Raw genomic sequence first — 21,529 nt, 5'->3', positions numbered from 1 at the left:
AGGGACGGTAGACGCCCGGTCCGGCCGCCCGCCGCGGACACGCCCGAGCCGGTCCGCGAGAGCGGCTGCCCCGTGACCAGGACCTCCTCGGACGGGCCGTGGCGCACCGCACTAGCGTGGGGGCGTGCCGGGCTCGCGTTACGCCTTCCTCGATGGGCCGACCCCGGTGGCGATGGCCCACCGGGGTGGGGCCATCGAGCATCTCGAGAACACCCAGCCGGCCTTCGAGGCGTGCGTGGCGCTGGGCTACCGCTACCTCGAGACCGACGTCCGGGTGACCTACGACGGCGAGCTGGTGGTCTTCCACGACCCGACGCTGGACCGGGTCACCGACCAGACCGGTCGGGTCGACACCATGCACTGGCGGGACGTGCGCACGGCGCTGATCGGTGGCCGCGAACCGATCATGCGGCTGGAGGACCTGCTGGGCGCCTGGCCCGACGTCCGGTTCAACCTCGACATCAAGGCCGCCGGTGTGCTGGCGCCCCTGGCGCGCTCGATCCGCCGGCTGAACGTCGAGGACCGGATCTGCCTCGGCTCGTTCTCCGACGCCCGGATCGCTGCGGCGCGGCGCATCTTCGGCCCCGACGTCTGCACCTCCCTGGGGCCCAAGGGCGTCGCCGCGCTCCGGCTCTCCTCCTACTCACCGCGCGCCGCGGGGCTGGTGCGGATCCAGGCCGGCTGCGCGCAGGTGCCGTTGGCCCTGGGGGGCCGCCCGCTGGTCGACGAGCGGTTCATCGCCGCCGCGCACGCCCGCAGCCTGCAGGTGCACGTCTGGACCGTCGACAGCGAGGTGGAGGCCACCGAGATGCTCGACCTGGGCGTCGACGGCGTGATGACCGACCGGCCGTCGATGCTCCGCGACCTGCTGGTCTCCCGGGGGCAGTGGACCGGCGCGTGAGCGCGCTCGCCACGTGGCTCCACCCGGGCCGGCGGTGAACGGCACGGACGGCCAGCCGGACCGGTGCTGGACCGCCGCCCCCGGGACTGGCACCCTGCGCCGGTGAGCGCCGCCCCTCAGGTCGACCCCGCACCGCCGCCGCCCGACCGGGCGCTGCGCCGGGAGCGCGCCGGTTGGTACTCCTACGACTGGGCGATGTCGGTCTTCAACACCTCGGTGACGACCGTCTTCCTGGCTCCGTACCTGACGTCGATCGCCGAGGCGGCCGCCGACGCCGACGGCCGGATCCACCCGCTGGGCATCAGCGTCCCGCCCGGCAGCTGGTTCGGGTACGTGCTGTCGCTGTCGGTCGTGCTGCAGGTGCTGGTGCTGCCGATCACCGGGGCCATCGCCGATCGCAGCGGCGCCAAGCGGCAGCTGCTGGCCACCTTCGCCGGCCTCGGCTCGCTGTGCACCATGTCGCTGTTCTTCGTCGCCGGCGAGCGCTACCTGCTGGGCGCCGCGCTGTTCATCGCGGCGAACCTCTCCTTCGGTGCAGCGACCGTCGTCTACTACTCCTGGCTGCCCGACCTGGCCGGCCCGAACGAGCGGGACGCGGTGTCCAGTCGCGGCTGGGCCTTCGGCTACCTGGGCGGGGCGGTGCTGCTGGCCGGCAACCTGGCGCTGTTCTCCCAGTACGAGTCGCTCGGCCTGACCGAGGGCGAGGCGGTGCGGATCTGCCTCGCCTCGGCCGGCATCTGGTGGGCCGGGTTCACCGTGGTCAGCGTCTCGCTGCTGCGCAACCGGCGGCCGCGGGAGTCCGCCGTGGCGGTCTCCCCGGGGCAGGGGGCGCTCGCCGGGGGGTTCCGTCAGCTCGCCGCGACGTTGCGCGACCTGCGGCGGTACCGGCTGACCCTGTGGTTCCTCGGCGCCTACCTGCTGTTCAACGACGGCGTGCAGACCATCATCGGGGTGTCGGCGCAGTACGGCGCCGAGGAGCTGGACCTGGACCAGTCGACGCTGATCTCGGCGATCCTGCTGGTGCAGGTCGTCGCCTTCTTCGGCGCGATCGCGATGGGCCGGATCGCCATGGTGATCGGGGCCAAGCGGACGGTGCTGGGCAGCCTGGTGCTGTGGGTCGGCGTCCTGGTGGCCGCCTACTTCGTGCAGTCGGGCGCCGTCGTCCAGTTCTACCTGCTGGCCGTCTGCATCGGCTTCGTGCTCGGTGGCACCCAGGCGCTGTCCCGTTCGCTGTTCAGCCAGCTGATCCCGCCGGGCAAGGAGGCCGAGTACTTCGGCTTCTACGAGATCAGCGACCGTGGGACCAGCTGGCTCGGCCCGTTCCTGTTCGCCCTGACCTACCAGCTCACCGAGTCCTACCGGTACGCGATCTTCAGCCTCGTCTTCTTCTTCGTCGCCGGCGGCTGGCTGCTGGCCCGGCTGGACATGCGCCGCGCGATCGTCGAAGCCGGCAACACACCCCCGGAGCGTCTGTGACCCCCACTCCCCCCGTCGACCAGCTCGCCGCCCTCGACGCCTCGCTGGGCGTCGTCCCGGCCGCCGGTGACCGACGCCGGCATCCGGCCCCGGCCCACCTGGTCTTCTTCCACGGCCCGATGGACTGCGGGAAGTCCACCCTCGCCCTCCAGGTCGACCACAACCAGAGCCGGCAGGGCCGCCACGGGTTGCTGCTGACCCAGGGCGATCGGTCCGGCACCCCGCAGATCAGCTCCCGGGTCGGACTGCAGCGGGCGGCGGTCGAGCTGGACGCCGACACCGACGTCCGGCTGCTGGTGCGCGACCGCTGGGCCGCCGGGCACCGGGTCGACTACCTGATCGTCGACGAGGCGCAGTTCCTCACCGGCGAGCAGGCCGAGCAGCTGGCCGAGCTGGTCGACGAGTCGCACGTCGACGTCTACGCGTTCGGGCTGACCACCGACTTCCGCACCCGGCTGTTCCCCGGCACCCAGCGGCTGTTCGAGCTGGCCGACGACGTGCAGCGGGTGCAGGTCGAGGTGCTCTGCTGGTGCGGCCTGCCCGGTCTGCTCAACGCCCGGGTCGTCGGCGACGCAGTGGTCCGGGAGGGGGCCACCGTGGTCGTCGCCGACACTGCGCCGGCGCTGGAGCCCGCGGCGGCCGTGCCCCCTGCCGGGGAGGCCGCCGTCCGGTACCAGGTGCTGTGCCGGCGGCACTTCTCCCGCGGTCAGCTGGGGCCGACGCCGACCGGGCCGGGGCAGCTGGCCCTGCGCTGAACAGGCCGCCGGGCTCACCCGTCAGGGTGGTTGAGCGCTGATACATCACCCCGTGCGATGATGTGTTGCTGACGACGTGGAATCCATTTCCTTCATCTGTCGTTGACGTCTACGACACCCCGCACCGGATGCGTGAGCATGCGGCTGCCCGGGAAGTCCAGATCTGACCGACATCAGCACGAGAGGACGGTGTGCCATGGGCGAGCGTTCGCTACGCGGAAGCCGACTGGGCAGCGTGAGCTATGAGACCGAGCGCAACACCGCGCCCATCGAGCGGCAGTACGCCGAGTACCGGTGTGCCCAGGGGCACCTCGTCACGGTGCCCTTCGCCGATGACGCCGAGCTCCCCGACACCTGGGAGTGCAAGTACGACGGTTCGGCCGCCAAGCTGGTCGGGGGCGCGGAGCCGGCCCCCAAGAAGGTCAAGCCCCCGCGCACGCACTGGGACATGCTGCTGGAGCGTCGTTCGGTCGACGACCTCGAGGAGGTCCTCGCCGAGCGCCTCGAGGTGCTCCGCGGTCGCCGCACCCGCGCATCCTGAGCTGCTCTTCCAGCTGAGACGCCTCAGCTGAACGTGAACGGCCCCGGTGGGGATCCCCCACCGGGGCCGTTCCGTGTCCTGGGAGGGTCCCGGACCAGCTGATCAGGGGTCCGTGCGCTCCGCGGCGACCTCGCCCTCGATCACCGGGTGCTCCCCGCGGGTGGCCGGCCCGGCCCGGAACGGCTGGTCGGGGCCGGTGACCGGCTCGGTGCGCGTCGAGCGCACGTGCACCGGCCCGCGCAGCCGGTCCGGCAGTCGCCGGAGCAGCCCGCGGGTGATCAGGGCGCGGGGCAGCGCGCGGGTGACCGGCAGCAGGCAGAGCAACCCGAGCAGGTCGCCCAGGAAGCCGGGCAGCACCATCAGCAGCCCGCCCAGGGCGACCAGTCCGGCGTCGCCCAGGGCGCGGCCAGGTGCCCGGTGCTCCTCGGCGCGCATCCGGAGCTCCCCGAGGGCCTTGGTGCCCTGGCGGGCCAGCAGCGCCCCGCCCAGGACGGTGGTGGCCAGGGTGGCGAGGATCGTCCAGCCCAGCCCGATCCAGGAGACGACCAGGACGTAGACGACGACCTCGGCCAGCGCCCCCAGCCCGATCGCCATCCGCAGCTTCGACGTGCCTCGTGGCGCAGTGTGGCTGGTGGCCATGCGTTCTCCCTCCGCCCGCGGGGCGGTGGGTCCTCCCTACCGGAGGACCCTGGGCCGCCGCCCGTCCCGGGCTCGTGCTGGCACGGGACGGACCACCTGCCCCGGCAGCCGATCGGCCAGCCGGTCCAGGATGCCCCACCAGCTCACCCGTACCAGTGCTTCTCCAACGATCGAACCGCTCATCTTGCTCCGCCCGGTCGTGCGTTCGCTGAAGGCGATCGGCACCTCGACCACCTGGGCACCGGATCGGACCGCCCGCCAGGCCCAGTCGACCTGGAAGCAGTAGCCCTGGCTGGCGACCGCGTCGAACGGCAGCCGGGTGACGAGCTCCATCCGCGCCGCCCGGAAGCCGCCCGTGGCGTCGGCCAGCGGCAGCCGCAGCGCCCACCGGGTGTAGAGGTTGCCCAGCCGCGACAACGCCAGCCGGTGCGGCGGCCAGTCGAGCACCTCTCCCCCGGGCACGTACCGGGAGCCCAGCACCAGGTCGGCGTCGGCGAGGGCGGCCAGCAGCGCCGGGAGCCGTTCGGGTGGGTGCGAGCCGTCGGCGTCCATCTCGACCACCACGCCGTAGCCGTGCTCCTCGGCCCAGCGGAAACCGGCGACGTAGGCCGGCCCCAGCCCCGCCTTGGCGGTGCGGTGCAGCACGTGCACGCGTTCGTCGGCCGCGGCCCGGGCGTCGGCGAGCTCCCCGGTGCCGTCGGGCGAGGCGTCGTCGACGACCAGGGCGTGCGCCGTCGGCACCGCCGCGTGCAGCCGGTCCAGCACCGCAGCCAGGTTGCCGACCTCCTCGTAGGTCGGGATGACCACCAGGACCGGCCCGGGGACCTCCGGGCCGGTCACCGGCCGACGGCCCGTCGCCGGGCCAGCGCCAGGGACGCCGCGGCGAGGACGGCGCCCACGCCCAGCGCCGTCAGCACCCACTCCGGCGCCGCGCCCAGCCGCTCGGCGACGGTCGAGGAGTCCCGCTGGGCGATCTCCTCGACGAAGGTGTCGGCGGTGAACAGCTCGGAGCGCTGCACCAGCGAGCCGTCCGGGGCGACGACGGCGCTGATCCCGCTGGTCGCTGCGACCACGACGGTGCGGCCGTACTCCACGGCCCGCAGTCGGCTCATCGCCAGCTGCTGCGCGCTCTCGTCGGTGTACCCGAACGTCGCGTTGTTGGTCTGCACCACGATCATGCCGGCGCCGGCGTCGACCACGTCGGCGACCAGCCCGTCGTAGGCCACCTCGAAGCAGATGACGTCCCCGACGCGCGCCCCGCCGACGTCCAGGACGCCGACCTCGGTGCCGTGGACGAAGTCGGTGACCCGGTCGACCAGCGGGCTGAAGAAGCGGAAGAAGGCGCGGGCCGGCACGTACTCCGCCAGCGGCACGGGGTGCCGCTTGACGTAGGTGTCGCCGGGGCCGGTCACCGGGTCCCAGACGATGGCCGTGTTCGCCACGTACTCCCCCGGCAGCTGCACCACCGCGCCCACCAGAATCGGCGCGTCGATGGCGACCGCGGCGCGGGTGATCACCCGGGCGGCGTCGGCGTTGGTGTACGGGTCGATGTCGGAGCTGTTCTCCGGCCAGATGACCAGGTCGGGCTGCGCGGCCTCACCGCGCGCGACGGCGGCGGCCAACTCGAGCGTCTGGTCCGCGTGGTTGTCCAGCACCGCCCGCCGCTGGGCGTTGAAGTCCAGCCCGGCCCGGGGCACGTTGCCCTGGATGACCGCCACCGTGCGGGTGGGGCCGCCCTCGGTCAGCGACGCCCCGGCCAGCGGCAGCTCCGCCAGCACGCCCACCAGGGGGACGGCGAGCGCACCCACGAGCGCCAGGGCGGCCGCACGCCGTCCGTCCCGCCCGCGCCGAGCCCGGTGCAGGCCGACGACGGCGGCGGCCAGCAGGGTGCCGGTCAGCGCGACGGCGAAGCTCACCAGCGGGACGCCACCGTAGGCGGCCAGCGACGTGAACGGCCCGTCGGCCTGGCTGAACCCCAGCCGGCCCCAGGGGAACCCGCCCAGTGGCCAGCGGCCGCGCAGCGCCTCGGCGCCCACCCAGAGCGCGGCGGACCACAGCGGCCAGCCGGGCAGTCGCGAGGTGGCGGCCAGGGCACCGCCGAGGATCGCGAAGTACAGCGCCTCGACCACGGCCAGCGCCAGCCAGGGGAAGGAACCGACGTAGATCCCGGTCCAGGACAGCAGGGGCAGCAGGAAGACCAGGCCCAGCACCAGCCCCAGCCAGATGCCGCCGCGGACCCGCTCGCCGCGGACCGCGAGCGCGAGCGCCGCCGGGCCCAGCACGGCGAGCACGGACAGGTCGTGCCCGGGGAAGGCGAGGTACAGCGCCAGGCCCCCGGCTGCCGCCAGGACGGTGCGCCAGGGCCAGCGGCGCCGCGGGCCCGGGCGCTCCGCCGGGGTGCTCGGGGTGGCTGACTCCACCGTGCCGGTCGCCACCACTGCCGGCACCGCCGCCTTCCGCGCTGGCCCGGGTCGCTGCCCGGGACACCCTGGGCCCGGCGTGCTGCTCGGACCCGGTCGTGGCGCTGATGCCGTGACCACCTCCCAGCATCCCACTTCTGGCTGGGCGACCGCCGCAGCTGCATCCGAGCGGCGTCCGCACCGGGGCACCCCGCGCCTTCGGGCCGGGACACCGGCCGCTGGGTGCGGTCGCCGTTCCGTTGTCTGGTGACGCGGGGCCCCGCCGGAGCGGACGTCGGGAGTGGGACGTGCACCCTCGGGTCCGCGGTCCCCCCTCGGCCTGGCGGTGTGCGCAGGCAGCGACGCGAGGTGCGTCACCGGACTGCGTCACCGAGGGACGAGCGCGCGACTGTGCCGAGGGGGAAGCACACCCCGGTCTCCCGGGATGGGGCGACCCCGACCCTAGGCACCGATCGGACGCCGGGGAAGCCCTCGGGACCAGTGGTTTGCAAGCGTCACCGGAGCGGAACACCCGGTGGCGGGGCTGTGGCGGAGAGGCGACCTGCCGGGGTCAGCCCGGGGCGTCGGGGCCGGGGACGACGAGCGTCGCCATCGCCTCGACCACCCGCAGCGGCGGGTCGAGCAGCTGGGCGGCCGACGCGCCGCGGGAGGGGTCGGCGCGGGCCACGACGTCGGCCCAGCAGCGCAGCTCCCGGCTGCGGCGGCCGACCCGGACCACCTCGCAGGAGGCCTCCAGGACGTCGCCGGCCTGCACCGGGGCGAGGAAGGAGACCGCCGAGTACCCGGCGAGCAGCCCCTCGTCACCGTCGGTGCGGATCGCCACCTCGGTTGCGACGTCGCCGAACAGGCCGAGCGTGTACGCCCCGTCGACGAGCGCGCCGCCGTAGTGGGCGTGGGCGTAGGGCACGTAGCGGCGGTGGGTGACGATCAGTCCCAGGCGCGGGTCGGTCATGCGGGCTCCTCCTCGGGGACGAGTGCGTGCACCAGGTAGCTGGCGACCTCGCCGGGCGTCGTCCCCCGGCCGAAGACCTTGTCCACCCCGAGGTCGGCGGCCATCGCCGGGTCGAAGCGGGGGCCGCCGACCACCAGCAGCGGGCGGGACTCCCCCATCGCCTCGCGGAAGGCGGCGGCCAGCTCGCGGGTGTTGCGCAGGTGGGCGTCCTTCTGCGTCACCACCTGGGACACCAGGACGGCGTCGGCCTTGCGGTTGCGGGCGGCGTGCACCAGCTCCGGCACGCTGACCTGGGCGCCGAGGTTGGCCACCTGCAGCTCCCGGTAGTACTCCAGGCCCTTCTCCCCCGCGAACCCCTTGAGGTTGAGGATCGCGTCGATGCCCACGGTGTGCGCGTCGGTGCCGATGCAGGCCCCCAGGACGACGAGGCTGCGCCGGAGCCGGGTCTTCACCGCCGCGTTGACCTCACCCGGCGACAGCAGTGGGTACGCGCGCTCCTCGACCTGCACGGCGTCCAGGTCGACCAGGTGCCGCACGCTGCCGTAGACCACGAAGAAGGTGAATCCCTCCCCGATCGCGGCGCTGTGCACCACCATCGCCGGCTCGATGCCCATCTTCTGCGCCAGCTGCAGCGCCGCGCCCTCGGCCTTGGGCCCGGGCGGGACGGGCAACGTGAACGACGTCTGCACCATCCCGTCACCGGTGGTGTCCCCGTACGGCCGCACCACACTCCCAGCCCCCGAGGGGCCAAGATCGCGACTTTGGCCCTGCTCAGGCATGGGTTCGCTCCAGGAGCTCGGTGGCCGGGTCGAAGTGGTCGGCGGCCTTGACGACGACGCCGTCCAGGCCCTTGCCGCCGTCCGGGGCCCGCTTGGTGATGCCGAAGGTGCCGTCGGCGACCGCCTGGATCAGCCCCTGCGGGTGGGCCGCGATCCGCTCCAGCAGGTCGACGGCCTCGGTCAGCACGGTGTGCGCCCGGCGGTCGATGAACCCACCGGGCTGGGGCGCGAAGTCCTCGTGCAGGTTCCCGGCGGCCTCGAGCACGTAGCGGACGTTGCGCAGCGCCAGGTCGCGGTCGGAGAGCCACGGCGTGACCACGGCCTCGGTCATCATCCCGACCAGCAGGATCCCCTGGCCGGTGAGCGCCCCGGCCAGGTTGAAGAAGCCGTCGAGCAGGTAGCCGCGGAACACGTCGCCGGTCATGTGCTTGGTGGGTGGCATCCACTTCAGCGGCGCGTCCGGGAACAGCCCGCGGGCCAGCAGCGCGTGCGCCAGCTCCAGCCGGAAGGACTCCGGGACGGCCGGGTCGATCTCGAAGGCGTGCCCCAGGCCCAGCTGCCAGTCCGCGAGCCCGGCCTCGTGCGCCAGCCGCTCGTTGAGCAGCTGGCTGACGGTGACGGTGTGCGCCTCGTCGACGGCGTCGGCGGTGGTGAGGTAGTTGTCCTCGCCGGTGTTGATGATGATCCCGGCGCGGGCGTGCACCATCCGGCTGAACCGCTGGTCGACGAAGGTCCGGACCGGGTTGATGTCGCGGAAGAGGATCCCGTACATCGCGTCGTTGAGCATCATGTCCAGCCGCTCCAGCCCGGCCAGGACGGCGATCTCGGGCATGCACAGCCCGGAGGCGTAGTTGGTCAGCCGGACGTAGCGCCCGAGTTCGGCGCTGACGTCGTCCAGCGCGGCGCGCATCAGCCGGAAGTTCTCCTGCGTGGCGTACGTGCCGGCGTAGCCGGTGCGGGTGGCGCCCTCGGGCACGTAGTCCAGCAGCGACTGCCCGGTGGAGCGGATGACGGCGATGACGTCGGCGCCGGCGCGGGCGGCGGCCTGGGCCTGCGGGATGTCCTCGTGGATGTCGCCGGTGGCCACGATCAGGTAGATCCACGGACGGCGGGGCGGGTTGCCGTGCGTGGCGACCAGCTCCTCCCGGCGGGCCCGGTTGGTGTCGATCCGGGCGATCCCGGCGCCGACGGCGGCGCGGGCGGCCTCCCGGGCCCGGTCGGCGGCGCTCCCCTCGGGCACGGTGAACCGGGCGGTGCCGGCGCCGACCTGCTCGGCGAGCTCCTGCAACGTGCCGCCGGAGCCCAGCGCGTGCCAGACCGGCAACGCGACGCCGTGCTCCAGGCCCACCTGGTCGCGGACGGCGTCCACCACCCGGTTGACCCAGGGCACCTCACCATCGCCGAGGACCGGGTCGGTGCCGGTCAGCCCGGCCAGCCGCAGCTGAGCCCGCTCCACCGAGATCGTGGTGTGCGTGGCGGCCAGGTCGACCACCGGCGCCGCCGCCCGGGCGGCGAGCTCCCGTGCCCGCGCCACCAGTGCCTGGTCCAGCTGCAGCCTGCTCATCAGCCAACTCCTCCGTCCCGTGCCGGCGCCGGTGCCGACCGTCTCCCGCAGGTGCCACGGCTCCGCGGTCTCGCCCGGCGGCTGCTGGTCAGCACGGCCGGCCGGCGACGATCAGCTGGCGGCAGGCGGGGCGGGCGCGCCCGGCCAGGACGGCGGAGAGCGTCAACTCGGTCGCCCACAGCGCGAGGTCCGCCGGCGCGCCCACGGCCAGCGGCCCCTCCGGGTGCTCGGCTCGGGCCGCCACCCAGCCGCCGTGCGTGGCGGCGTCGAAGGCGTCGAAGGGTCGCATGCCGGATCCGGGGGTGGTGTGGTCGATCGCGGCGTGCACGCCGCCCCACGGGTCCAGCGGGGTGACCGGGGCGTCGCTGCCGATGGCCACGGTCACGTCGGCGTCGACGAGGTCGGCCAGCGGGTTGCAGCCGGCGGCCCGCTCGACGCCCAGCCGCTCGGCGTACATGCCGGCCGGTCCGCCCCAGGCGGCGTCGAAGGCAGGCTGGACGCTGGCGACCATCCCCCACCGGCGCAGCTGGGCGATCGCGGCGTCGCTGACCATCTCGACGTGCTCCAGCCGGTGCCGGCAGGCCCGGACGGCGTCCCGGCCGAGCTCGGCCACGACGATGCCGACCGCGGTGAGCACCTGGTCGACGGCGGCGTCCCCGATGCAGTGGAACCCGGCCTGCAGCCCGGCGGCAGTGCACGCGCGCACGTGCTCGACCAGGGCCGCGGTGTCGAAGCGCAGTGCCCCGGTGGTCTCCGGCCGGTCGGCGTAGGGGCTGCTCAGCGCGGCGGTGTGCGAGCCGAACGCGCCGTCGCAGAACAGGTCGCCGCCGGCGCCGGCCAGCCGCAGCTCCCGGACGACGTCCAGTCCGCCGCGCTCGGAGAGCTCGCCCCAGTAGCCGACCACCCGCGGCCCGGGCGCCTCGGCGGCCAGCGTGAGCAGCCCGGCGAGGTCCTCGGGGCTGGACACCTCCGGGCCGGCCATCTCGTGCACGCTGCCGATGCCCAGCGCGATCGCGGCGTCCAGCGTGGCCCGCTGCGCGCTGCGGCGCTGGCCCGGCGGCACCGACCCGTAGGCGGCCTGCCGGGCGGCGTGGTGGGCGTCGAGCCGGAGCCGGCCGTCGGGGCTGTACCCGGGGAGCGCGGTGATCCCGGGCACCCGGTCCAGCAGCGCGGTGGAGACGGTGGCCGAGTGCACGTCGACCCGGGCCAGGTAGGCCGGCCGCTCCCCCACCACCGCGTCCAGGTCGTGCCGGGTGAGCCCGCGGCCCTCGGGCCAGCCGGTCTCGTCCCACCCGGTGCCGAGCACCGTGCCGGTGGGGGCGGCGGTGGTCTGCGCGGTGACGTCGGTCAGCGCCGCCCGCAGGCTGTCGGCGCCGTGCAGGTCCAAACCGGTCAGCGCCAGCCCGGTGGCGGTGGCGTGCACGTGGGCGTCGACGAACGCGGGGGTCAGCAGCGCTCCCCCGCCGTCCAGCACCCGGCCGGCCGCCGGTGCGTCGGCCGCTGCACCCAGCCAGGCGATCCGCCCGTCGACGACGTGCACCGCCCGGCCGGGCCGGTCCCCGACCGTCACGTCCCGGATGAGCAGCTCGCTCATCAGGCGCGGACCCGCGGCTCGATCAGCGACCGCACCCCCGGCGAGTGCCGGTAGAGGTCCATCGCCAGGGCCGCATGCCCCGGCGTGTAGCCGTTGCCCACGAGCATCGTCACGTCCGCCGCCATCCCCTCAGCTCCCAGGGCCGCCGCCGAGAAGGACGTGGCCATGGAGAAGAAGACCACGGTGCCGCCGTCGGCCGTCGCGAGGACCGCCCCGTGCTCGGCGCCGGGGGTGTCGACACACACGACGGTGACGTCGACCGGCTGGCCGACCGCGGTCGCGACGGCGAGCGGGTCGGTGGCGTCGGCCACCACCACCTCGTCGGCCAGCCGGGCCGCCCGCAGTGCCGTGGCCTCTCCCTCGTCCCGGACCACGCCCACGAGACGGCCCGCCCGGGCATCGCGGGCGGCGGCCAGGCTCAGGCAGCCGGACTTGCCGGCCGCGCCCAGGACGGCGACCGAGGGCCGGTGGCCCGACCGGTGCACGACCCGCTCGGTGGTCGCCGGGGCCCCACAGACGTCCAGCACCGCCAGCGCCACCTCCTGGGGCAGGTCGTCGGGCAGGACGGCGGCGATGGAGCGGGCGAAGAGGACAGCCGTCCCGGCGGCCGGCACCTGCTCGCTGCGGCCGTCCCACTGCGCCAGCCCGTCGGTGATCCGCAGCGGGGTGAGGGTGAGGGAGACCAGGGTGGCCACCCGCTGGCCGGGTTCCAGGCCGAGCGGGGAGTCGTCGCCCACCTCGTCGACGACGCCGATGAGCATCCCGCCCGAGCCGGTGACCGGGTTGTGCATCTTGCCCCGGCGCTCGACGATCCCGAGGACGGCGGCGCGCACCCGGTCGCCGTCCCCGCCGTGCTCCTCGGCCAGCTGTCGGTAGGAGGCGGCGTCGAGGTTGAGCCGGTGCACGGCGATGCAGACCTCGTCCGGGCCTATCCGGGGATCCGCGTCCAGCCGGAGGGCGGCCTGGGGCAGCACGCCGGCCGGCTCGAGCACCCGGTGCACGCCGAGGCTGCGGTGCAGTACGTCCATCACCACCGTCGTCCCTTCGTCGTCCCCGGCTCGACACCGGAGAATCTATCGCCAATCCGCTCTAAGACCGAACTTCTTCCCGTAGGGTCGCGGTGTCGGAGTTGGAGACACCGCGCGGACAGGAGTTCCGGTGCTGGAGCAGCCCTACGAGTACACCGCCCGTGAGCTCGTCGAGCCCGACTGGCGTCGCCTGCCCGGCTTCGCCGGGGTCACCGAGCAGGACTGGCGGAGCGCCCAGTGGCAGCGTGCGCACTGCGTGAAGAACCTGCGCCAGCTGCGCGGGGTCTACGGCGATCTGCTGGACGAGTCCTTCTACGCCGACGTCGAGACCGACCAGGCCGGCCGGGCCACGATGTCGCTGCTGCTGCCGCCGCAGATGCTGAACACGATGGTCCCCGGCAGCGTCCCCGACGCCGCCGCGATGCTCGCCGACCCGGTGCGCCGCTACATGCTCCCGGTCGCCTCCGACCGGCTGCCCGGCGACGAGGCCAGCCACCCGCACGCGGCCCGGGACTCCCTCCACGAGCACGAGATGTGGGCGGTCGAGGGCCTCACCCACCGCTACCCCACCAAGGTGCTGGCCGAGCTGCTGTCCACCTGCCCGCAGTACTGCGGGCACTGCACCCGGATGGACCTGGTCGGCAACTCCACCCCGGCGGTGGACAAGCTGCGGTTCGACCTCAAGCCGATCGACCGGCAGGCCGAGATGCTGGCCTACCTGCGGCGCACCCCCGGGGTGCGGGACGTCGTCGTCTCCGGCGGGGACGTGGCCAACCTGCCGTTCAAGAACCTCGCCGCCTTTGTCGAGGGGCTGCTGGAGATCGACTCGATCCGCGACGTCCGGCTCGCCTCCAAGGCGCTGATGGGCCTCCCCCAGCACTGGCTGCAGCCGGAGGTCGTCGACGGGATGGGCCGGCTGGCCGCCGTCGCGCGGGAACGCGGCGTCTCGCTGGCCGTGCACACCCACGTCAACGCCGCCCAGTCGGTGACCCCGCTGGTCGCCGAGGCCACCCGGGCGCTGCTGGCCGCCGGGGTGCGCGACGTGCGCAACCAGGGCGTGCTGCTGGCCGGCGTGAACGCCACCGCGGGGCAGCTGCTGGACCTGTGCTTCGCGCTGCTCGACGGTGCCTCGATCACGCCCTACTACTTCTACATGTGCGACATGATCCCCAGCGCCGAGCACTGGCGGGTCCCGCTGGCCACCGCGCAGACCCTGCAGCACGACGTCATGGGCTACCTGCCCGGGTTCGCCACCCCGCGGATCGTCTGCGACGTGCCCTACGTCGGCAAGCGCTGGGTGCACCAGGTCGCCGAGTACGACCGCGAGCGCGGCATCTCCTACTGGACGAAGAACTACCGCACCGGCATCGAGCGCACCGACGCCGACGCCCTCGACCGGCGGTACGCCTACTACGACCCGATCGCCAGCCTCCCCGCCGAGGGCCGCGCCTGGTGGGCCGCCCACCGCGACCGCCAGCTCACCCCCGTCGGCTGAGGGAGGACCCCGCTGCCCGCGAGCCACACGTCTCGGGTGCCGACCTCACGCCCCAGCGTGAGGTCGGCACCCGGACCGCGAGGACGGCGACCCCGTGGAGGCGTTTCCCTCGCGGCGGACGGCGGTAGCTCCCCGTGGGTGGAACTGCTGTGCACCGACCGGCTGCGGCTGCGGGCCTGGACGGCGGGCGACGCCGACCTCGCCCGTCTCGCCGACCTGTACAGCCGGGACGAGGTCACCCGCTGGCTGGGCGGGGGCCCGACGGTGCCACCCGCCGAGCTGGTCGAGCGCTGGCGGCTGGTGCACGAGCTGAACCCGGCCCACGGGTGCTGGGCCATCGAGCCCCGGGGCGGGGGGCCACCGGCGGGCACGGTGCTGCTCAAGCCGCTCCCCCACGGGGTCGGTGAGGTGGAGGTCGGCTGGCACCTGCACCCGGACAGCTGGCGGCGGGGGTACGCCACCGAGGCGGCCCGGGGGGTCGTCGACCGGGCCTTCGACGACGGGCTGCTGGAGGTCTACGCCGTCGTCCGGCCGGGCAACGAGGCCTCGCTGCGGGTCTGCGAGAAGCTGGGGATGCAGCCGCTGGGGCGCACCACCCGCTGGTACGGCACCGAGCTGGAGGCCTTCCGGCTCGAGGCCCCGGCGGAGTGAGCCGAGGAGGGGCGTGGACTGGTTCGCCGACCCCGGTACCTGGGCGGGCCGCTGGGTCTTCACCCGGGGCCTCGCGCTGGTCTACCTGATCGCGTTCGTCGCCGCGCTGCGCCAGGGGCGGGCGCTGCTGGGCACCGACGGCCTGACCCCGGTCCCCCGGTACCTGGAGTGGGCCTCCTGGAAGCGGGCACCGAGCCTGTTCCACCTGCACTGGTCCGACCGGTTCTTCGCCGGCTGCTGCTGGACCGGCATCGGACTGTCGCTCGCCGCACTCGGTGGGCTGGCCGACCGCCTGCCCCTGGCGGGCTGGATGGCGCTGTGGGCGGTGCTCTGGGCGCTCTACCTGTCGATCGTGAACGTCGGCCAGATCTGGTACGGCTTCGGCTGGGAGTCACTGCTGCTGGAGGCCGGGTTCCTCGCCGTCTTCCTGGGTCCGGCGCACGTCGCCCCACCCACGCTGGGCATGTGGCTGCTGCGCTGGCTGCTCTTCCGGCTGGAGTTCGGGGCCGGGCTGATCAAGATGCGCGGCGACCGGTGCTGGCGCGACCTCACCTGCCTGTCCTGGCACCACGAGACCCAGCCGATGCCCAACCCGCTGAGCTGGTCGTTCCACCGGCTGAGCCCGCGACTGCACCGGGTGGAGACGCTGGCCAACCACGTCACCCAGCTGGTCGTCGTCTTCGGCCTGCTCGCGCCGCAGCCGATCGCCGGGGTGGCGGCGCTGGTCATCGTGGTCACCCAGGGGTACCTGCTGATCAGCGGCAACTTCGCCTGGCTCAACGCGCTCACCCTGGTGCTGGCGCTGTCGGTGGTCGACGGGCGCTGGCTGGCCGCCGTCCTGCCGCTCGACCGTCCCGACCAGCTCTCCTCCCCCACCTGGTTCGTGGCGGTCGTGATCGGGCTGACGGTGCTGGTCGCCGCGCTCAGCGTGGCGCCGGTGCGCAACCTGCTGTCGCCCGCGCAGCGGATGAACACCAGCTTCGACCCGCTCCGGTTGGTGAACAGCTACGGCGCCTTCGGCTCGGTGACCAAGGTGCGCCGGGAGCTGGTCGTGGAGGCCACCGACGCCCCGGGGCCGGATGCGGTGTGGCGGGAGTACGAGTTCCGCGGCAAGCCCGGCGACGTCCACCGCCGTCCACCCCAGTGGGCGCCGTACCACCTGCGCCTGGACTGGCTGATGTGGTTCGTGGCCCTCTCCCCCGCCTACGGCCGGGCCTGGCTGCTGCCGTTCCTGGGCAAGCTGCTGGCCGCTGACCCGGCCACGCTGCGGCTGCTGCGCTCGGTGCCCTTCGGCACCGACCGCCCGGCCGCGGTGCGCGTGCTGGTCTACCGCTACCGGTTCACCACCCGGCAGGAACGGCGGGAGACCCGTGCGTGGTGGCACCGCACGTACGAACGGGAGATGGTCGCCCCGCTCACCGCGGACGACGTCAGGACGCGGGTGCGCTGAGGGTCAGCGGCGGGCGCGGGCCAGCAGCCGCTTGGCCCGGGCCAGCGGGTGCGGTGCCTTGACCTTCGTCCGGTTGCCCGCGGCGTAGTCCGCGTCGTTGACGGCGGCGACCTCCGGGGTCGGCGCGGTGCCACCCAGGTGGGCCGGCTGCCACCAGCGGTCGTCGTCCCCGGCCGGCTGGTCCGGGTAGGTGCGCTGCGCCTCGTCCAGCAGCTCCACCATCGCCGCCTTGATCCGGCGCAGCAGGGCCTGCGGCTTCTCCCCCGGCTCCGGGAACAGCGGCTCGCCGATGATCACCGTCACCGGCACGTCGCGGCGCAGCACGAACTTGTGCGCCTTCGTGGCGACACGGTGTCCGCCCCACACCGCGGCGGGGAGGACCGGCACCCCGGCCTCGACCGCCATCCGGGCCGCGCCCGCCTTGACGTCCTTGACGGTGAACGACGTGCTGATCGTCGCCTCGGGGAAGATCCCGACGACGTTGCCGTCCTTCAGCGCCAGGACGGCGGCGTCGAACGCCGAGGCCCCGGCCTTGCGGTCGACCGGGATGTGGTGCATCGCGCGCATGAACGGCCCGGCGAACCAGTGGCCGAAGATGGCGGCCTTCGCCATGAACCGCACCAGCCGGTGCTGCGGCAGCGCCGCGAGCCCCAGGTAGGTGAAGTCGAAGTAGGAGACGTGGTTGCTGCAGATGACCGCCCCACCGGTGGCCGGGACGTGCTCCTGCCCGCGGAGGTCGAAGCGGAAGCGGAACAGCCGGAAGACGATGAGGACGACCCGGATGACCAACCGGTACGGGCGGTCCCGAGGGTCCGGCTTCGACCCGAACAGGTCCCGGCGGGCGACGTCGCCCCAGCTGGCCGTGTACATGAGCGGACCCTAACCAACCCGGATCCGAGAGCGGCGATCCGGTCTCAGTCGCCGTGGGTGGCGGCGACTGCGGCCCGGACGACGGCGGCCGGGTCGCCGGTCTCGCCGAAGACCGCGCGCTGCAGGGTCGCCCCGGTGCCACGGCGCAGGACGGCGGCCACGCCCTCCTCCACCCGTTCGGCGTCCCCACTGTCGCGCAGGGCCGGGCGGACGTGCTCGACCAGGGCGGTCACCACCTCGGCCGCCGGGGCCGGCTGGCCGGTCCGCGGGTCGACCAGGTCCCCGGTCAGGCCGGAGCGGCCGGCCCGCCAGCCGGCCACGCGGAGCACCTCGGTGCGGACCTCCGGGGCGGCGACGCCGGCCCGCCACTCCCGGGCCGCGGTCTCCACCAGACCGCGCACCAGCCCGGCCAGCAGGACGGCGTCCTCGACCCGCAGGGCGACGTCGGACACCCGGACCTCCACGGTCGGCCAGGTGGCCGAGAGGCGGGCGTCGAAGTAGACCATCCCCTCGTCGAGCACGGTGTCCGTGGCGACCAGGTCGGCGACCAGCTGGTGGTAGCGCGCCGGGGTGCCGAACACCGCGTTCGGGCCGGCCGAGGGCCACCGGTTCCAGACCTGGGAACGGAAGCTGGCGTAGCCGGTCTCGCGCCCGGACCAGAACGGCGAGTTGGTGGTCAGCGCGGTGAGCACGGGCAGCCACACCCGGATGCGGTCGAGGACGGCGACCCCCTCCTCGTCGCCGTCCACGGAGACGTGCACGTGGCAGCCGCAGGTGAGCACCTCCGCGGCGGTCAGGCCGAACACCTCGACCATCTGCGCGTACCGCTCCCCCGACGTCGTCTCCGGCTCCACCGCCACCGGCGAGCTGGCCAGGGCCGCCACCCGGGCGCCCACGGTGGAGGCGGCGGCATCGGCCCGGGAACGCCAGTGCCGGAGCTCGGCAGCCACCTCGTCGAGCCCCCGGCAGACCCGGGTCCCCAGCTCGATCTGCTGCTCTTTCAACTCGGGGACCAACCGTGGGCCCGCCGAGGCGCCGTCGGCGTCGGGCGGCTCGTCCGACTGTTCGGCCCGGTCGTGCTCCTGGACGGTCTCCCCCTCACCGCGGCGGGCGGCCACCTCGAGGGCCTCCGGAGCCAGTGGCACGGGCGTACCCGCCGGGTCCACGACGAGCAGCTCTTCCTCGACTCCCACGGTGCGCACCGACCCATGGTCACCGGGACCGAGGTGACCCTGCTGGCTGGGCCGGGCGGATTGCAGTTCAGATCACCCTGGTTGCGGATGCGCACCCGTAGGGTGCGTCTGCTGTCCAGGGCAGGTGACGACGACGATGAATCGCAACATCGTTGGGGATAACGGTAGTATCTCGTCATGTCAGGTGCATGGCAGCCACCGCTGCCGGAGATGCCGGCGCCACCCCCGGCCCGAGCGTGGGCCCGGTTGCCCGGGCCGCCGGGGTACGAGCCGCAGTGGCGGCGGCTGGTCGAGGCGGCCCTCGAACTGGGGCTGGGGCCCGAGGCCCTGGCCGAGACCGGGCTCGAGCCGCTGGCCGCGGCTCGCGAGTGGAAGCCGGCCACCATCGCCCTGTACAGCAAGGTCGCCCGCTACGGCGGGCTCGGGGTCCCCCGGGCCACCACCCCTGAGCCCGACCCGGTCACGCTCGACCTGCGGGAGCTGACCCGGGTGCGCAGCGAGGCACCGGAGCACCTGCGCTCGGTCGCCTGGTGTGCGCTCGCCCTGGGCTGGCCGGGGACGGTGGGGCAGTTCCGGGCGCTGCGCCGGGACCAGGTTCACGCGACCACCCGCCGTCTCCACGTGTCCACCGAGGACGGTGAGTGGGCCGTACCCGGAGCGCTCACCGCCTGGCACGCCTGGGAAGCCGTCCGCAGCCGGTTCCCCGGTCTGGCCGCGAGCCCCTGGGTGCTGCCGGCGCTGCGGCGGGGGCCGGGCCCGAGCTCGCACGTCGGCGGGCAGCTGTCCACCCAGGCCCTGCAGGTGACGTTCGCCAAGCACGCCGTCCGCACCGCCACGGCCATGCGCGCCACGGCTCCGCCGAGCCGCCGCGAGCAGGTCGAAGAGCTGGCAGCCGACTACCTCACGCTCTCCTACGACTCCTACCGTCGGCTGGCACTGGCCGGCGGGGCGCCGCCGGTGGGCCCGCGCGGGGCCGTGCGGGCACTGCGGACCGTCGGCCGTCGCGCCCGGCTGGCCGGCTGAGCGACACCCGGCTCCCGCTCAGCACAGCGAGAGCTGCTCGGGGGTCTCCTCGACCGCCGTCGGCGCCGGCCGACGGGTGGGCAGGCTGCCGGCGGGGAAGCCCGCCGACTCGTCCCCGGGCAGGCCGAGGCCGCTGCCGGTGTCGACGCCCCGTGCCACTCCCCCGCCCTGCCGGTCCAGGCCGTAGCGGGCGAGCACCGGGGCCACCCGGCCGGCGAGCCACGTGCGGTACTCGGCCGGCACGTAGGCGCCGCGGCCGTAGAGCTGGCGGTACCGGCCGACCAGCCCGGGGTGCTCCCGGGACAGCCAGGCGGTGAACCACTCCCGGGCACCCGGGCGCAGGTGCAGCGGCAACACGGTCACCCCGGTGGCCCCGGCCGCGGCGATGGCACCGATCGCCGCCTCCAGGTGGTCCATCCGGTCGGTGAGGCCGGGCAGTACGGGGGCCAGGAAGACCCCGCAGGGCAGCCCGGCGTCGGTGATCGCCCGCACCAGGTCCAGCCGCGCCCGGGGCGTGGGGGCGCCGGGTTCCAGGGCGGCGTGCAGGTCGTCGTCCCAGATCGCCATGGACACGCCCATCCCCACCGGGACGTCGCGCGCTGCGGCAGCGAGCCGGGGGACGTCGCGGCGGGCCAGCGTGCCCTTGGTCAGCACCGAGAACGGCGTGCCGGACCGGGCCAGCGCGTCGATGATCCCGGGCATCAGCCGGTAGCGGCCCTCGGCCCGCTGGTACGGGTCGGTGTTGGTGCCCAGCGCGACGTGCTCCCGCTGCCAGGACGGCCTGGCCAGCTCTCGCCGCAGCACGTCGACGACGTTGGTCTTGACCACGATCTGCTGGTCGAAGTCGGCTCCGCTGTCCAGCTCCAGCCACTCGTGCGTGCCCCGGGCGAAGCAGTTGTGGCTCACGACGCCGTTCGCGATGAAGTCGCCGGTGCCGGTGGTGATGTCGTACATCGGCATCTCCAGGCCCAGGTCCTCGATCATGGTCACCCGCAGATCAGCCGTGCTCTTGATGGCCGTGCCCTGGACCTGGCACTTCCGCCGGATGGCCGGGTCGACGAGGTGGATGAACCGTAGGTGCTCCTTCAGGCCGCCGCGCAGGCGGATGGTCCGAACCCGGTTGGCCAGCGACCGATCCTCCAGGACGCTGTCGAAGCCCAGCGCGGCGAAGGCGGCGCTCGTCCGCTCAAGCATCTCGTCATCGGCATTGGAGATCCGCAGGACGTGCTGGCTCCGGCTGCCCTCGGCGTCGAAGACGCCGGCCAGAAAGCCGCGCTGCCAGGCATCCGAAGGGTCATCCGGCCAGGCGACGACCTCTGAGATCCGGGCAACGGAGGCGGCTGACGACGTCCTGATGGCGCTCATCGCCCGGCGCTCCGGAGTGGCAGCGGAGAACTCGAACCAATCGGTCGAGATGCCCGCTTGCGTGAGGTACGCCTGTGATCGCCGGAGGCCGTCCAGGTCGGCCAACGCGAGTCGGAAACGGTGCACGTCACCGTGGAGCCGCCCGGCTCGTTGGTAGCGGTACACCTTGAAGTGCGCGTCTCCGCGAACCATGCCGGTCAGGTATCCCCGCCGGTAGTCCTCGCAGACGTCGACCGTCAGAGCTGACCGGCCGAAGCCGAGCAGTTCGTCGTTGGTCGTCAGGTGCGGGCGCTGACCCGCTCCGCGGCTCGCGCCGGTGACGTGCTTCCAGCCACGCCCGGTCAGGAACCGATGGTCACCGCTCGCGACGATCCTCGTGCCATCGGCGAGGGTCACCCGGTGGGCGGGCTTGACCGTCGACCAGTGCGCCAGCACCTCCGTCTCGACGTACCGGCGGTAGCGGTCTCTCTTCTCCGTCCCGATGATGCGGTCCCCCACCGTCAGGTCGGCGATGCCCCGCTGGGAGCCATCCGCCATCAGGACCTGGGTGTCGCCCGACAGGCAGTAAACGCACGCATGCGAGCAGCCCCGGTAGGGGTTGATCGTGTGGCCGAATGGCATCGCCGAGCCCTTGGGCACCGCGTTCAGCACGCTCTTGGCCCGCACCTCGTGGAAGGTCAGGCCCGGGAACTCCGGCACTTGCACGCTGCGCAGCAGGCCCCGGACGTCGGGCAGCCCGGGCAGGGTGGTGGGTTCGTCGAAGTCCAGCCGCTGGGCGTCCCACCGCATGCCGACCATCCGAACACATGTTCGATCCCCTGTCCATCGGCCCC

At 74.0% G+C, this 21,529-nt stretch carries 19 protein-coding genes; 8 read left to right on the top strand and 11 right to left on the bottom strand.

The annotated features are described in order from the left end of the window. The first annotated feature begins 124 nt into the window (after positions 1–124). The 4 genes from O2W16_RS09065 to O2W16_RS09050 all read left to right on the top strand — a co-directional run bounded on the left by O2W16_RS09065 (position 125) and on the right by O2W16_RS09050 (position 3,673). Complete coding sequence (locus tag O2W16_RS09065; protein WP_269158489.1) at positions 125–901, top strand: glycerophosphodiester phosphodiesterase; 777 nt, start codon at positions 125–127, stop codon at positions 899–901. A 102-nt stretch (positions 902–1,003) separates the two neighbouring features. Continuing rightward, positions 1,004–2,377, top strand: coding sequence for an MFS transporter (locus O2W16_RS09060; protein WP_269158488.1), 1,374 nt, complete (start codon positions 1,004–1,006; stop codon positions 2,375–2,377). Next, a complete protein-coding gene (locus tag O2W16_RS09055) occupies positions 2,374–3,132 on the top strand; it encodes a thymidine kinase (protein WP_269158487.1) in 759 nt (252 codons plus the stop codon). Before O2W16_RS09060 ends, O2W16_RS09055 begins: the two co-directional genes overlap by 4 nt. 196 nt (positions 3,133–3,328) lie before the next feature. Next, complete coding sequence (locus O2W16_RS09050) at positions 3,329–3,673, top strand: RNA polymerase-binding protein RbpA (RefSeq protein WP_036332628.1); 345 nt, start codon at positions 3,329–3,331, stop codon at positions 3,671–3,673. 102 nt (positions 3,674–3,775) lie between these two features. Here O2W16_RS09050 and O2W16_RS09045 read toward each other — a convergent pair whose 3' ends face one another. The 8 genes from O2W16_RS09045 to O2W16_RS09010 all read right to left on the bottom strand — a co-directional run bounded on the left by O2W16_RS09045 (position 3,776) and on the right by O2W16_RS09010 (position 12,649). After that, positions 3,776–4,312: an FxsA family protein gene (locus tag O2W16_RS09045; RefSeq protein ID WP_269158486.1), complete on the bottom strand. Its 537-nt coding sequence runs from the start codon at positions 4,310–4,312 to the stop codon at positions 3,776–3,778. A gap of 36 nt (positions 4,313–4,348) precedes the next feature. Next, positions 4,349–5,152 carry a polyprenol monophosphomannose synthase gene (locus O2W16_RS09040; protein ID WP_269158485.1) on the bottom strand — a complete coding sequence of 268 codons (804 nt, stop codon included), beginning with the start codon at positions 5,150–5,152 and terminating at the stop codon, positions 4,349–4,351. After that, positions 5,149–6,759 carry an apolipoprotein N-acyltransferase gene (gene lnt, locus O2W16_RS09035; RefSeq protein WP_269158484.1) on the bottom strand — a complete coding sequence of 537 codons (1,611 nt, stop codon included), beginning with the start codon at positions 6,757–6,759 and terminating at the stop codon, positions 5,149–5,151. Before lnt ends, O2W16_RS09040 begins: the two co-directional genes overlap by 4 nt. Positions 6,760–7,282: 523 nt before the next feature. Further along, entirely contained in the window at positions 7,283–7,684 is a 402-nt protein-coding gene (locus O2W16_RS09030; RefSeq protein WP_269158483.1) for a hotdog fold domain-containing protein, read from the bottom strand. Next, complete coding sequence (locus O2W16_RS09025) at positions 7,681–8,412, bottom strand: OAM dimerization domain-containing protein (RefSeq protein WP_269158482.1); 732 nt, start codon at positions 8,410–8,412, stop codon at positions 7,681–7,683. The genes O2W16_RS09030 and O2W16_RS09025 overlap by 4 nt, the downstream gene beginning before the upstream one ends. A gap of 43 nt (positions 8,413–8,455) precedes the next feature. Further along, on the bottom strand, positions 8,456–10,027 hold the full coding sequence (locus tag O2W16_RS09020) for a lysine 5,6-aminomutase subunit alpha (RefSeq protein ID WP_269158481.1): 1,572 nt from the start codon (positions 10,025–10,027) through the stop codon (positions 8,456–8,458). An 88-nt stretch (positions 10,028–10,115) separates the two neighbouring features. Beyond that, on the bottom strand, positions 10,116–11,621 hold the full coding sequence (locus O2W16_RS09015) for an amidohydrolase (RefSeq protein ID WP_269158480.1): 1,506 nt from the start codon (positions 11,619–11,621) through the stop codon (positions 10,116–10,118). After that, the gene (locus tag O2W16_RS09010) at positions 11,621–12,649 is read right to left on the bottom strand and encodes an L-erythro-3,5-diaminohexanoate dehydrogenase (RefSeq protein ID WP_269158479.1); all 1,029 of its coding nucleotides are present in this window, start codon (positions 12,647–12,649) and stop codon (positions 11,621–11,623) included. Before O2W16_RS09010 ends, O2W16_RS09015 begins: the two co-directional genes overlap by 1 nt. Before the next feature lie 130 nt (positions 12,650–12,779). Here O2W16_RS09010 and O2W16_RS09005 point away from each other — a divergent pair, with 130 nt between their 5' ends. From O2W16_RS09005 to O2W16_RS08995, 3 genes are all read left to right on the top strand, one after another. Next, positions 12,780–14,144 carry a KamA family radical SAM protein gene (locus O2W16_RS09005; protein WP_269158478.1) on the top strand — a complete coding sequence of 455 codons (1,365 nt, stop codon included), beginning with the start codon at positions 12,780–12,782 and terminating at the stop codon, positions 14,142–14,144. 138 nt (positions 14,145–14,282) lie between these two features. Further along, positions 14,283–14,795 carry a GNAT family N-acetyltransferase gene (locus O2W16_RS09000; RefSeq protein WP_269158477.1) on the top strand — a complete coding sequence of 171 codons (513 nt, stop codon included), beginning with the start codon at positions 14,283–14,285 and terminating at the stop codon, positions 14,793–14,795. Between the two features lie 13 nt (positions 14,796–14,808). Beyond that, the gene (locus tag O2W16_RS08995; RefSeq protein WP_269158476.1) at positions 14,809–16,245 is read left to right on the top strand and encodes a lipase maturation factor family protein; all 1,437 of its coding nucleotides are present in this window, start codon (positions 14,809–14,811) and stop codon (positions 16,243–16,245) included. A 3-nt stretch (positions 16,246–16,248) separates the two neighbouring features. Here the strand turns inward: O2W16_RS08995 and O2W16_RS08990 are convergent, their stop codons facing one another. Together O2W16_RS08990 and O2W16_RS08985 are read right to left on the bottom strand one after the other, a co-directional pair. After that, positions 16,249–17,115, bottom strand: a complete 867-nt coding sequence (locus O2W16_RS08990; RefSeq protein WP_269158475.1) for a lysophospholipid acyltransferase family protein — start codon at positions 17,113–17,115, stop codon at positions 16,249–16,251. 44 nt (positions 17,116–17,159) lie between these two features. Beyond that, positions 17,160–18,317, bottom strand: coding sequence for a carboxylate-amine ligase (locus O2W16_RS08985; RefSeq protein WP_269158474.1), 1,158 nt, complete (start codon positions 18,315–18,317; stop codon positions 17,160–17,162). Positions 18,318–18,485: 168 nt separating this feature from the next. Here O2W16_RS08985 and O2W16_RS08980 point away from each other — a divergent pair, with 168 nt between their 5' ends. Next, a complete protein-coding gene (locus tag O2W16_RS08980) occupies positions 18,486–19,331 on the top strand; it encodes a hypothetical protein (protein WP_269158473.1) in 846 nt (281 codons plus the stop codon). An 18-nt stretch (positions 19,332–19,349) separates the two neighbouring features. On the opposite strand, the gene O2W16_RS08975 is transcribed toward O2W16_RS08980, so the two are convergent. Beyond that, the gene (locus tag O2W16_RS08975) at positions 19,350–21,494 is read right to left on the bottom strand and encodes an intein-containing Rv2578c family radical SAM protein (RefSeq protein WP_269158472.1); all 2,145 of its coding nucleotides are present in this window, start codon (positions 21,492–21,494) and stop codon (positions 19,350–19,352) included. Positions 21,495–21,529 lie beyond the last annotated feature (35 nt).

It is taken from the genome of Modestobacter sp. VKM Ac-2984, from assembly GCF_026967985.1.
Taxonomy (GTDB): domain Bacteria; phylum Actinomycetota; class Actinomycetes; order Mycobacteriales; family Geodermatophilaceae; genus Modestobacter.
Note: the sequence above shows the minus strand (reverse complement) of the source record. Positions and strands in the feature narration are given on the sequence as shown.

Bases quoted from the DNA above. Each gene is read 5' to 3' on its own strand.
- O2W16_RS09050 (WP_036332628.1), top strand. From the start codon at position 3,329: ATGGGCGAGCGTTCGCTACGCGGAAGCCGACTGGGCAGCGTGAGCTAT.
- O2W16_RS09045 (WP_269158486.1), bottom strand. From the start codon at position 4,312: ATGGCCACCAGCCACACTGCGCCACGAGGCACGTCGAAGCTGCGGATG.
- O2W16_RS09030 (WP_269158483.1), bottom strand. From the start codon at position 7,684: ATGACCGACCCGCGCCTGGGACTGATCGTCACCCACCGCCGCTACGTG.
- O2W16_RS09020 (WP_269158481.1), bottom strand. From the start codon at position 10,027: ATGAGCAGGCTGCAGCTGGACCAGGCACTGGTGGCGCGGGCACGGGAG.
- O2W16_RS09015 (WP_269158480.1), bottom strand. From the start codon at position 11,621: ATGAGCGAGCTGCTCATCCGGGACGTGACGGTCGGGGACCGGCCCGGC.
- O2W16_RS09010 (WP_269158479.1), bottom strand. From the start codon at position 12,649: ATGGACGTACTGCACCGCAGCCTCGGCGTGCACCGGGTGCTCGAGCCG.
- O2W16_RS08990 (WP_269158475.1), bottom strand. From the start codon at position 17,115: ATGTACACGGCCAGCTGGGGCGACGTCGCCCGCCGGGACCTGTTCGGG.
- O2W16_RS08980 (WP_269158473.1), top strand. From the start codon at position 18,486: ATGTCAGGTGCATGGCAGCCACCGCTGCCGGAGATGCCGGCGCCACCC.
- O2W16_RS08975 (WP_269158472.1), bottom strand. From the start codon at position 21,494: ATGGTCGGCATGCGGTGGGACGCCCAGCGGCTGGACTTCGACGAACCC.